Raw genomic sequence first — 11,309 nt, 5'->3', positions numbered from 1 at the left:
GTTGCCGAGCGTTCAATCAGGATTACCGGTTGTCGCGATATGCCCGATGGATTGGTACATGACGAAATAAATGCTAAGAACAGCTATGGGAAAAGGCTAAAATGCGCGACCCCAGCTAACCGCTGACCCAAATTTCAATGCGCCCCACAAGGTTCGCTACGTGATCGAGTTCCAACAGGTACATAAAACCTACCGCGTTGCCGGTAGGGAAATCCCCGCACTGAATCCGACCAGCCTGACCATCGAAGATGGCCAGGTGTTCGGCCTGATCGGCCATTCCGGCGCCGGCAAAAGCACCATGCTGCGCCTGATCAACCGCCTGGAGGAACCCTCCGGCGGCAAGATCATCGTCGACGGCGAAGACGTCACCGCGTTCAACGCCAGCCAGTTACGCGGCTTCCGCCAGCAGGTCGGGATGATTTTCCAGCACTTCAACCTGCTGGCCTCCAAGACCGTCGCCGACAACGTCGCCCTGCCGCTGGCCCTGGCCGGCGAGCTGTCGCGCAGCGAAATCGACAAGCGCGTCACCGAGCTACTGGCTCGCGTTGGCCTGTCGGACCACGCCAAGAAGTACCCGGCACAGCTGTCCGGTGGCCAGAAGCAGCGCGTCGGTATCGCCCGCGCCCTGTCGACCAACCCGAAGATCCTGCTATGCGACGAGGCCACCAGTGCCCTCGACCCGCAAACCACGGCCTCCGTGCTGCAACTACTGGCCGAGATCAACCGTGAACTGAAGCTGACCATCGTGCTGATCACCCACGAGATGGACGTGATCCGCCGTGTCTGCGACTGCGTGGCAGTGATGGACGCCGGCAAGATCGTCGAGCAAGGCTCGGTGGCCGAGGTGTTCCTGCACCCGCAGCACCCCACCACCAAGCGCTTCGTCCAGGAAGACGAGCAGGTCGACGAAGGCGAGCAGCGCGACGACTTTGCCCACGTTCCAGGCCGCATCGTACGCCTGACCTTCCAGGGCGACGCCACCTACGCGCCGCTGCTGGGCACCGTGGCCCGCGAAACCGGCGTCGACTACAGCATCCTCGCCGGGCGTATCGACCGCATCAAGGATGTCCCCTATGGCCAGCTCACTCTCGCCCTGATCGGCGGAGACATGGAAGCGGCGTTCGCCCGCTTCAAGGCAGCTGATGTACATATGGAGGTAATGCGTTGATGGACGCTCTGAGTTTCTTCGCCAACGTCGACTGGGCCGAAATCTGGCTGGCCACCGTCGATACCATGATCATGCTGTTCGGCTCGCTGTTCTTCACCGTGCTGCTGGGCCTGCCACTGGGTGTGCTGCTGTTCCTCTGCGGGCCAAAGCAGATGTTCGAACAAAAAGGCGTCTATGCGCTGCTGTCGCTGGTGGTCAACATCCTGCGCTCGCTGCCATTCATCATCTTGCTGATCGTGATGATCCCGTTCACCGTGCTGATCACCGGTACCTCGCTGGGCGTTGCGGGCGCCATCCCGCCGCTGGTAGTGGGTGCCACGCCGTTCTTTGCGCGCCTGGTTGAAACCGCCCTGCGTGAAGTGGACCGCGGCATCATCGAGGCCACCCAGTCAATGGGTGCCACCACCCGCCAGATCATCACCAGTGCGCTGCTGCCGGAGGCCCGTCCGGGCATCTTCGCGGCCATTACCGTAACCGCCATCACCCTGGTTTCTTACACCGCCATGGCCGGTGTGGTGGGTGCCGGTGGCCTTGGCGACCTGGCTATCCGCTTCGGTTACCAGCGTTTCCAGACAGATGTGATGGTAGTGACCGTGGTACTGCTGCTGGTACTGGTTCAAGTACTGCAGAGCGTGGGCGACAAACTGGTCGTGCATTTTTCCCGTAAGTAACCCCAATGGGGTCGGCCTGGCCGACCCGTTCGGGGGCCGTCGCGGCCCTCACAAGGAGTGATCAATGAAGAAGCTGCTTGCTGTCGCTGCCGCTGTCGCGGCCTTCTCGGCCCAGGCCGATACCCTCACCGTCGCCGCCACCCCGGTGCCGCACGCCGAGATCCTCAACTTCGTCAAACCACAACTGGCGAAAGAAGGCGTAGAGCTGAAGGTCAAGGAATTCACCGACTACATCCAGCCGAACGTGCAGGTGGCCGAAAAGCGCCTGGACGCCAACTTCTTCCAGCACCAGCCTTACCTGGATGAGTTCAACAAGGCCAAGGGCACAAACCTGGTGAGCGTGACTGGCGTGCACATCGAGCCACTGGGCGTGTATTCGACCAAGATCGAGAAGCTCGACGAGCTGTCCTCCGGCGCCACCGTGGTCATCCCCAACGACGCCACCAACGGCGGCCGCGCCTTGCTGCTGCTGGACAAGGCTGGCGTGATCAAGCTCAAGGACAACAAGAACATCCTGTCGACCGTGAAGGATGTTGCCGAGAACCCGAGAAACGTGAAGTTCCGTGAGCTGGAAGCCGCCACCATCCCGCGCGTGCTGACCCAGGTAGATGCCGCCCTGATCAACACCAATTACGCGCTGGAAGCCAAGCTGAACCCGGAAAAAGACGCGCTGGCCATCGAGGGCAGCGACTCGCCTTACGTGAACATTCTGGTTGCCCGCCCGGACAACAAGGACTCGGACGACATGAAGAAACTGGCGGCTGCACTGCACTCGCCAGAGGTGAAGCAGTTCATCATCGAGAAGTACAAAGGCGCTGTGGTTCCGGCGTTCTGAGCCGAACTATCACGCTGGACTCTTCGCGGGTAAACCCGCTCCTACACACATCGTTGTAGGAGCGGGTTTACCCGCGAAGCTTTTGGGGCTGACTCAATCCCGCTTGACCAGCCCCGGCAGCTGCGCCCCCAGCTTCTGGTTGTTGAACGGCGCCCGAATGAACCCACGCTGTCGTCCATCCGGACCGACAATCGCCAGGTTACCGCTGTGATCCACGGTATACCCCGGCTTGCTGGTATCCGCAGGAATGAACGGAATGCTCAAGGCATTGGCCAGCTTCTGGGTATCCTCGATCGACCCCGCCACGCCGACAAAGTCCTTGTCGAAATAGCCCAGATACTGCTTCAGCTGGTTCGGCGTATCGCGGTTAGGGTCCACACTCACCAACACCACCTGCAGCCGGTCGACGGCATCCTTGGGCAGCTCGCTCTTCACCTGGCGCAGCTGGGCCAGAGTGGTCGGGCAGATATCCGGGCAGTAGGTGTAGCCAAAGAACAGCAGCGACCATTTGCCCTTGAGGGCATCCATCTGCACCGGCTGGCCGTCCTGGTTGGTCATGGTGACATCGGCCACGGCGCGGCTCTGCGGCAGCAGGATGATGCCCGCATCGATCAGCTCGGCAGGGTTGGGCTGGTCACGACCATTAAGCACCTTGTTGACGGTCAGGCCCATGATCAACGCGACCAGGGCAACGAGGATGAAGACGGTTTTCTGGGTTCGGGTCATAGGTTCAGCAACAGGTAGTGGTCAAGAAGCAACGCAATGAACAGCGCGAACAGGTAGCCGATAGAGTACTTGAAGGTGCCGATCGCTGCGTGCGGCCGGCTGCTACGGTACAACACCCAGGCCCAATGCAGGAAGCGCAGGCCCAAAGCCAGGGCACAGGCCAGGTACAGCGGGCCACTCATGTGGATGGCATACGGCAGCAGGCTCACTGCCAGCAAGATCAGGGTGTACAGCAGGATATGCAGCTTGGTGTAGTACTCGCCGTGGGTCACCGGCAACATCGGGATATCGGCCTTGGCGTATTCCTCCTTGCGGTGGATGGCCAGCGCCCAGAAATGCGGCGGGGTCCAGGCAAAAATGATCAGCACAAGCAGCAAGGGTTCGGCGCTGACATGGCCGCTTACCGCCACCCAGCCGAGCAACGGTGGAGCGGCGCCGGCCAGGCCACCGATGACGATGTTCTGGGGCGTGGCGCGCTTGAGAAAGCCAGTGTAGAGCACCGCATAACCGAGTAATGAGGCCAGGGTCAGCCAAGCGGTGAGGGCGTTGGTGAACACCAGCAGCAGGACCATGCCTAACAGGGCCAAGGCCAAAGCGAACAACAGCGCCGGCAGGGGCTCGACTCGGCCTTGGGCCAAAGGCCGTTTGTGGGTGCGCGCCATCAGCGCATCGATGCGCCGATCCACCACATGATTGACCACCGCCGCGCCACCCGCGCACAGGCCGATACCCAGGTTGCCAAACAACAGCACGCTCCAGCTGACGCCCGCCCGGGTGGCCAGGAACATGCCCGCCAGCGAGGTGATCAGCATCAGCACCACCACCTTGGGCTTGGTCAGCTCAAGGTAATCGCGCCAGCGAGCCCGTCGTACGCTTAGAAGCGTCGCCACGAGTCGTTCCTCATATGATGGGAAATGCCCACCCCGACCACGGGCCGCAGACGCCAGCCATGGCCGACGCCCACTCGAACCTTGTCGACCACTCGAATGCGGTAGTTCACCAGCACCATGCTCAGCAGCAGCATCGCCCCGCCGGCATTGTGCGCAACAGCCACCGCCAGCGGCAGGTGGAACACCACATTGCTGATGCCCAGGCCCACTTGCAGGGCCAGCGCCAGCAGCACCAGCCGTGCCAGGCCGGGGAGACCACAGCGGTGCAGCTTCCAGCTGAGCATCAGTAGCACGCAGGTCACCAGCAGCGCGCCCAGCCTGTGGCTGATGTGGATGGCCGTACGCGCATCACTGTCCAGCTGCCCGCCAAGGTAATTGGGCCCGACGTGTTGGGTCAGGTGGAAGCCGTTGCTGAAGTCCGCCGCTGGCCACCACTGGCCATGGCAAGTCGGCAGGTCGATGCAGGCCACGGCGGCGTAGTTGGCGCTGACCCAACCGCCCAGGGCGATCTGGCCGATTACCACCAGTAGCGCCAACGCCGCGATTCGGCGCAGGCTCAGCGGCAGTTTCGGCAAGGGCGCAAAGGCCCGGGACAGACGCAGAGACAACAGGAACAGCAAGCTCAACGTGGTAAAGCCACCCAGCAAGTGCGCCGTGACCACCTGCGGCCATAGCTTCAGGGTGACGGTCCACATACCGAAGGCTGCCTGGGCCAGCACCACACCCAGTAGCAGCATGGGCAGGCGATAAGGCTGCCCATCGCGGGCATGCCGGCGCACTGCCTGAAAGGCGAGCAGGGCGATCACCACGGCCAGGCTACCGGCGAAATAGCGGTGGACCATTTCGGCCCAGCCCTTGGCAGCCTCCACCGGGTGCTCAGGAAAGTGCAGCTCGGCATGGGCCAACTGCGCGTCGCTCTTGGGCACGCTGATAAAGCCATAGCACCCTGGCCAGTCGGGGCAACCGAGGCCGGCGTGGGTCAGGCGGGTATAGGCACCGAGCAGGACGACCAGCAGTGCCAGCAGGGTGGCGAACACAGCAAGGCGAAATCCAGGTCTGGCCATGGCAGGCTCCTAGCCGATATTGGACAGCTTGAGCAGGTGGCGCAGGTCATCCAGCACATGCTTGCCGTTGACCTTGCCGTCATAGCGCAGCACCAGGTTGCCGTGCGGGTCGACGATCCACAGCTGCGGGCCGGGCTCGACAACCTTCTGCTGGTAACGTTGCGCATCCAGCGGGTAGCGCTGCAACTGCGGGTACTCGCGGCCGAGCAGTGCCTGGTAGTCGGCACTCAGCGGCTGGGCGGCGGCCAGCGCGTGGCTGGCGCGGCTGGCATCACGCCCCAGCCCGACCTGAATCTGCCGAGCCAGGTACACCAGGCGCTGACAGTCTTCGGTGCAAGCCTGGGGTGCGCTGACCAGCAACTGCCAGCGATTGTCCTGCCCTGCCACGCCGAGATCGGCACGGCTTTCCCCATTGCCAATCATGGCACCATGGTAGCTGCGGCCTTCCGGCACCCAGAATTTGAGCTTGTACATGCTGGTGGCCAGAACCATCGGCCCAAGCACCACCAGCAGGATAAGCAACAGCTGCAAACGCCCACGGGCTCTGGGTTTGCTACGTTCATGCGCGTCCAGTGGAGTGGCGGTGGCCATGGCGTTTCTCCTTGTTTTGGTGCCAGCCGAAGAAGAGGTAGAGCAGAACCAGAGCGGTCGCCAGGGCAAACCACTGCACGGCGTAACCCACGTGTTTTTCGGGGCTCATGGCGACAACCGGCCAGTCCAGGCGATAGCTCGCCGGGCCCGGCTCCAGGCGCAATTCCTGGGCGAAGCCTTCGCGATCAAGCTGTTGCCATAGCAGCGCGGCATCGATAGCGGTCAACAGATGTGGCCATTGCCCGCCGATGGGGTCCGGGTGCAGCTGGAAGGTGCTGCCAGGCGCGACATACACAGAGGCATCCAGCGCCAAGGCCTGCGCAGGGGTTTCGAAGTGCACCGGCAGCCGGCGGTCCTGCCATGGCAGCCAGCCACGATTGATCAGCAACCACAGGCCGCTGGCTTGGTCGTGGAAGGGCTGCAGCAGCTCGACACCGGCTTTGCCGTCGCGCATGCGGTTGTCCAGCAGCACGCTGTGCTCGGCGTCGAAGCGGCCATACAAATGCACGCGGCGGAAGGCGTTGTCTTCTTTCGAGAGGAGCTGGGCGGTGGTGATCGGCGCTTCAATCCGCCGTTCTGCATAAGTGGCCAGCAGCACGCGCTTTTCCTCGGCACGGCCGAGTTGCCAGCAACCAAGCGCAATCAGCCCCGGCAGCAGCGCAAGCACTACCAGCGTCGGTACCCAGCCTGGGCGAAACGGCCTCACGGGCGCCTCGCTATACTTATCCACATCACCGCATCCCCCCGGAGTAACATCATGCTCAAGGCCGCGATTGTCCTGATGCTGTTGGCCACCATTGCCAGCCTGTTCAGTGGCCTGGTGTTTCTGGTCAAAGATGATGAAAACTCGACCCGTCTGCTCAAGGCCCTGACCGTACGGGTGACCCTGGCAGCCCTGACCATAGGCCTGGTCGCCTGGGGTTTGATCAGCGGTCAACTGGTCTCTCACGCCCCTTTCTGAAGTTCTCAACCGCCCCTACAGCGTTCTCGTGTTCACAACACATAGACAAAGATGAACAACCCCACCCACACCACATCGACGAAGTGCCAGTACCAACTGGCCGCCTCGAAGCCGAAGTGTTTTTCCGGGTTGAAATGCCCGCGCAGAATGCGCACGAACATCACAATCAGAATGATCGTGCCCAATGTCACGTGGGCACCGTGGAAGCCGGTAAGCATGAAAAACGTCGCACCGTAGATCCCTGAGCCCAGTGTCAGCCCCAGCTTGGTATAGGCCTCGTGGTACTCGAAGGCCTGCAGCGCGATAAAGCTGATGCCCAGGACAATGGTCAACGCCATCCAGAATTTCAGTGGGCCGCGGTGGTCACGCCGCAAGGCGTGATGGGCAATGGTGATTGTCACACTGGAACTGACCAGCAGGATGGTGTTGATCAGCGGCAAGTGCCACGGGTCGATCACTTCCTTGGGCGGTGGGAACAGCTTGGGGTCGGGGGTGTGCAGCAGCGGCCAGGTGAATTCGAAGGTTGGCCACAGCATGTGCGCAACACCTTTTGCCCCTTCGCCACCCAGCCACGGCCCCGCCAGTACGCGCACATAGAACAGCGCACCGAAGAAGGCCAGGAAGAACATCACTTCAGAGAAGATGAACCAGCTCATGCCCCAGCGGAACGAGCGATCCAGCTGCGGGCTGTACAACCCGGCGCGGCTCTCCTTGACCACTGCCCCAAACCAGCCGAACAGCATGTAGGCCAGAAACAACGCACCCACAAAGAAAATCAGCGGCCCGTGCGAATCCGGGTGGCCCGCCTTCATGTCGTTGAACCAGGTGCCCAGGCCAAACACCGTGATGAACATGCCGATGGTGGCGATGATCGGCCATTTGCTCTGCGCCGGAACGTAGTAGTGCTCATGACTTGCCATTGCTGTTCTCCTTCCCTTAACGGGCGCCCTGGACGTCCTGCGCCGCAACGTGCGCGACCGGCGGGTGGCGAGCGGTGATGTCGAACAAGGTGTAGGCCAGTGTCAGTTGCTTCACGCTGGCCGGCAGGTCGCGGTCGACGATGAAGCGCACCGGCATCTCGATGCGTTCGCCGGGCTGCAGCACCTGCTGGGTAAAGCAGAAGCACTCGGTCTTGTGGAAGTAGGCCGCGGCCTCGGCCGGGGTAATGCTGGGTATTGCCTGCGCACTCATCGGCCGGTCGGTCGGGTTGTGGGCAATGAAAATCATCTGGTTCACCGCCCCCGGGTTGACCTCCAGCTGGTCGGCAGTGGAGTAGAAGTCCCAGACCATGTCGCTGGCATTGGTCGACATGAACTGCACCCGCACCGCACGCGTCGGGTCGCTGACCTGGCTACCTTCGTACTGGCCGCCGGTCTTGCCGTTGATACCGAAGGCTTTGCACATCACGTCGTAGATCGGCACCAGCGCGAAGCCGAAGGCGAACATCACCACCGTCAGCATCAGCAGGCGCGTTACCAGGCGTTTCAGCGACAGGCCGTTCATGGCAGGTTCCTATTTCACTTCCGGGGGTGTCTGGAAGGTGTGGTAGGGCGCAGGTGAGGGTATCGACCACTCAAGGCCCTCGGCGCCATCCCAGGGTTTGGCCGGTGCCGGCGCGCCACCGCGAATGCACTTGATGACAATGAATAGGAAGAAGATCTGCGTGGCACCGAACATGAACGCGCCGATCGACGACACCATGTTGAAATCGGCGAACTGCAGGTTGTAGTCGGGAATGCGCCGTGGCATGCCGGCCAAACCTACGAAGTGCATGGGGAAGAAGGCCATGTTCATGCCGATGAACGACAGCCAGAAATGCAGTTTGCCGAGGGTTTCGTCGTACATGTGGCCGGTCCATTTCGGCAGCCAGTAGTAGGCCGAGGCGAAGATGCCGAAAATTGCACCAGGCACCAGTACGTAGTGGAAATGCGCCACCACGAAGTAAGTGTCGTGGTACTGGAAGTCCGCCGGGGCGATCGCCAGCATCAGCCCGGAGAAACCGCCGATGGTGAACAGGATGACAAAGGCGATGGCGAACAGCATCGGCGTTTCGAAGGTGAGCGAACCTTCCCACATGGTGCTGACCCAGTTGAATACCTTCACCCCGGTGGGCACGGCAATCAGCATGGTGGCGTACATGAAGAACAATTCGCCGACCACCGGGATGCCTACCACGAACATATGGTGGGCCCAGACGATGAATGACAGGAAGGCGATGGCGCCGGTGGCGTACACCATCGAGGTGTAACCGAACAGCGGCTTGCGCGAGAACGCCGGGATGATCGAGCTGACCGCACCGAAGGCGGGCAGGATCATGATGTAAACCTCAGGGTGACCGAAGAACCAGAACACATGCTGGAACAGCACCGGGTCACCGCCACCTGCGGCACTGAAAAAGCTGGTACCGAAGTGGATGTCCATCAGCATCATGGTTACCACGCCGGCCAGCACCGGCATCACCGCAATCAGCAGGAACGCGGTAATCAACCAGGTCCAGACGAACAGCGGCATTTTCATCAGGGTCATGCCGGGGGCACGCAGGTTGAGGATGGTGGCAATCACGTTGATCGCCCCCATGATCGAACTGATACCCATCAGGTGGATGGCGAAGATGAAGAAGGTGACGCTGGCTGGCGCATAGGTGGTGGAAAGCGGCGCGTAGAACGTCCAGCCAAAGTTCGGCCCTCCGCCCGGGCTGAACAAGGTTGATACCAGCAGCAGGAAGGCCGCCGGCAGCAGCCAGAAGCTGAAGTTGTTCATCCGTGGCAGTGCCATGTCAGGTGCGCCGATCATCAGCGGGATCATCCAGTTGGCCAGGCCGACGAAGGCTGGCATCACCGCGCCGAACACCATGATCAGGCCATGCATGGTGGTCATCTGGTTGAAGAACGCCGGCTCCACGATCTGCAATCCCGGCTGGAAAAGCTCGGCGCGGATCACCATGGCAAACGAGCCACCGAGCAGGAACATGATGAAACTGAACCACAGGTACATCGTGCCGATGTCTTTGTGGTTGGTGGTCAGTACCCAGCGCATCAGGCCCTTGGCCGGGCCGTGCGCATGGTCCTGGCCGTGGGCGTGGTCGTCGATCACTGCACTCATGTCCTGTCTCCTGCAATCCAATGATTGCCGCGAGTAACCCGGTTCACTTGGCTTCTGCCTGCTTCAGCGCCAGCACGTCCTTCGGCGTGACCATATCGCCTTTGTTGTTGCCCCAGGCGTTGCGCTCGTAGGTGACCACAGCGGCGATGTCGACTTCCGACAGCTGCTTGCCGAAAGCGGCCATGGCCGTGCCGGGCTTGCCATGGAAGACAATGCTCAAGTGGTCTTCCTTGGGCCCGGTGGCAATCTTCGAGCCTTTGAGCGCCGGGAACATTGGCGGCAGGCCCTGGCCTTCGGCCTGGTGACAGGCCACGCAGGTGGTGTGGTAGATCTTGTCGCCTCGTTCCACCAGCTCGTTCAGGGTCCATTCCTTGCTGGTCAGCTCCTTGAGCTTGGCGGCTTCAGCCTTGCGCTCGCCCAGCCAGGTCTCGTAATCGGCCTTGGACTTGACGTCGACCACCACCGGCATGAAGCCGTGGTCCTTGCCGCACAGCTCGGTGCACTGACCACGGTAGATGCCGGGCTTTTCGATACGGGTCCAGGCTTCGTTGACGAAGCCCGGGATGGCGTCGCGCTTGACCGCGAAGGCCGGCACCCACCAGGAGTGGATCACGTCGGCAGCGGTGACCAGAAAGCGCACTTTCGCGCCCACCGGCAGCACCAGCGGCTGGTCGACTTCCAGCAGGTAATGCTCATCCTTGGGCGCCTTGTTGTGGATCTGGTCGGCAGGGGTAGCCAGGTTGCTGAAGAACTCGACGTCCTGGCCCAGGTACTTGTAATGCCATTTCCACTGGTACCCAGTGACCTGGATGTCGATGTCCGAGTCACTGGCATCGTAGATGTCGATCAGCGTCTTGGTGGCCGGGATAGCCATGGCCACCAGAATCAGGAAGGGGACTACGGTCCAGAGGATTTCCACCCAGGTGTGCTCGTGGAAATGCGCAGCCTGCTGGCCAGTGGAGCGGCGGTGGATGACCATCGACCAGAACATCGCGCCAAACACCACGATGCCAATGATCACGCAGATCCAGAAGATGGTCATGTGCAGGTCGAAGACGGCGTTGGAAACTTCCGTCGCCCCTGGGTGCATGTTCACGGTCCAGGCGGCGTTCGCCTGACCAAAAACCGACCACAACAGGAGGCCCATCCAGACATGTGGATGTCGCATCATTGCGGGTTCCCCTTCTAATTCTTGTTGTCCCGGAGGCGTGGCCTGCGGCAAGAGGGAACGGCGGTCAAGACTGCCTGGCTTCGACGACCGAGCCCCTGCTAAAAGCAGTCGGGCCTCATCAACGAATCAC

13 protein-coding genes are annotated in these 11,309 nt (G+C 61.6%); 4 read left to right on the top strand and 9 right to left on the bottom strand.

What is annotated here, in order from left to right:
• Window positions 1-160 precede the first annotated feature (160 nt).
• From QCL51_RS00345 to QCL51_RS00335, 3 genes are all read left to right on the top strand, one after another.
• Complete coding sequence (locus QCL51_RS00345; protein WP_021784593.1) at window positions 161-1,168, top strand: methionine ABC transporter ATP-binding protein; 1,008 nt, start codon at window positions 161-163, stop codon at window positions 1,166-1,168.
• Window positions 1,168-1,839 (top strand): methionine ABC transporter permease, encoded by a 672-nt coding sequence (locus tag QCL51_RS00340; RefSeq protein WP_021784592.1) that lies wholly within the window; start codon window positions 1,168-1,170, stop codon window positions 1,837-1,839. Before QCL51_RS00345 ends, QCL51_RS00340 begins: the two co-directional genes overlap by 1 nt.
• A gap of 64 nt (window positions 1,840-1,903) precedes the next feature.
• Window positions 1,904-2,674: a MetQ/NlpA family ABC transporter substrate-binding protein gene (locus QCL51_RS00335; protein ID WP_338444499.1), complete on the top strand. Its 771-nt coding sequence runs from the start codon at window positions 1,904-1,906 to the stop codon at window positions 2,672-2,674.
• 93 nt (window positions 2,675-2,767) lie between these two features.
• Here QCL51_RS00335 and QCL51_RS00330 read toward each other — a convergent pair whose 3' ends face one another.
• The 5 genes from QCL51_RS00330 to QCL51_RS00310 are packed head-to-tail and all read right to left on the bottom strand — an operon-like array spanning window position 2,768 to window position 6,651.
• A complete protein-coding gene (locus QCL51_RS00330) occupies window positions 2,768-3,400 on the bottom strand; it encodes an SCO family protein (RefSeq protein WP_021784590.1) in 633 nt (210 codons plus the stop codon).
• Window positions 3,397-4,290, bottom strand: coding sequence for a heme o synthase (cyoE, locus tag QCL51_RS00325; RefSeq protein ID WP_274102802.1), 894 nt, complete (start codon window positions 4,288-4,290; stop codon window positions 3,397-3,399). The genes QCL51_RS00330 and cyoE overlap by 4 nt, the downstream gene beginning before the upstream one ends.
• Window positions 4,275-5,354: a COX15/CtaA family protein gene (locus QCL51_RS00320; RefSeq protein ID WP_021784588.1), complete on the bottom strand. Its 1,080-nt coding sequence runs from the start codon at window positions 5,352-5,354 to the stop codon at window positions 4,275-4,277. The genes cyoE and QCL51_RS00320 overlap by 16 nt, the downstream gene beginning before the upstream one ends.
• A gap of 9 nt (window positions 5,355-5,363) precedes the next feature.
• Entirely contained in the window at window positions 5,364-5,945 is a 582-nt protein-coding gene (locus QCL51_RS00315; RefSeq protein WP_021784587.1) for a hypothetical protein, read from the bottom strand.
• Window positions 5,914-6,651, bottom strand: a complete 738-nt coding sequence (locus QCL51_RS00310) for an SURF1 family protein (protein ID WP_028697690.1) — start codon at window positions 6,649-6,651, stop codon at window positions 5,914-5,916. The genes QCL51_RS00315 and QCL51_RS00310 overlap by 32 nt, the downstream gene beginning before the upstream one ends.
• Window positions 6,652-6,702: 51 nt before the next feature.
• Here QCL51_RS00310 and QCL51_RS00305 point away from each other — a divergent pair, with 51 nt between their 5' ends.
• Window positions 6,703-6,906, top strand: a complete 204-nt coding sequence (locus tag QCL51_RS00305; RefSeq protein ID WP_003253030.1) for a twin transmembrane helix small protein — start codon at window positions 6,703-6,705, stop codon at window positions 6,904-6,906.
• Window positions 6,907-6,938: 32 nt separating this feature from the next.
• Here the strand turns inward: QCL51_RS00305 and QCL51_RS00300 are convergent, their stop codons facing one another.
• Genes QCL51_RS00300 through coxB form a run of 4 tightly spaced genes read right to left on the bottom strand, consistent with a single transcriptional unit; the run spans window position 6,939 to window position 11,179 of the window.
• Complete coding sequence (locus tag QCL51_RS00300; RefSeq protein ID WP_020191170.1) at window positions 6,939-7,826, bottom strand: cytochrome c oxidase subunit 3; 888 nt, start codon at window positions 7,824-7,826, stop codon at window positions 6,939-6,941.
• A gap of 16 nt (window positions 7,827-7,842) precedes the next feature.
• Entirely contained in the window at window positions 7,843-8,409 is a 567-nt protein-coding gene (locus tag QCL51_RS00295; protein WP_021784585.1) for a cytochrome c oxidase assembly protein, read from the bottom strand.
• Between the two features lie 9 nt (window positions 8,410-8,418).
• Window positions 8,419-10,008, bottom strand: a complete 1,590-nt coding sequence (ctaD, locus tag QCL51_RS00290; RefSeq protein WP_021784584.1) for a cytochrome c oxidase subunit I — start codon at window positions 10,006-10,008, stop codon at window positions 8,419-8,421.
• Between the two features lie 43 nt (window positions 10,009-10,051).
• Window positions 10,052-11,179 (bottom strand): cytochrome c oxidase subunit II, encoded by a 1,128-nt coding sequence (coxB, locus tag QCL51_RS00285; protein ID WP_103443604.1) that lies wholly within the window; start codon window positions 11,177-11,179, stop codon window positions 10,052-10,054.
• Window positions 11,180-11,309 lie beyond the last annotated feature (130 nt).

Source organism: Pseudomonas sp. LTR0 (genome assembly GCF_036630035.1).
Lineage (GTDB): Bacteria > Pseudomonadota > Gammaproteobacteria > Pseudomonadales > Pseudomonadaceae > Aquipseudomonas > Aquipseudomonas putida_Y.
This window is presented reverse-complemented; position numbering and strand designations above follow the sequence as displayed.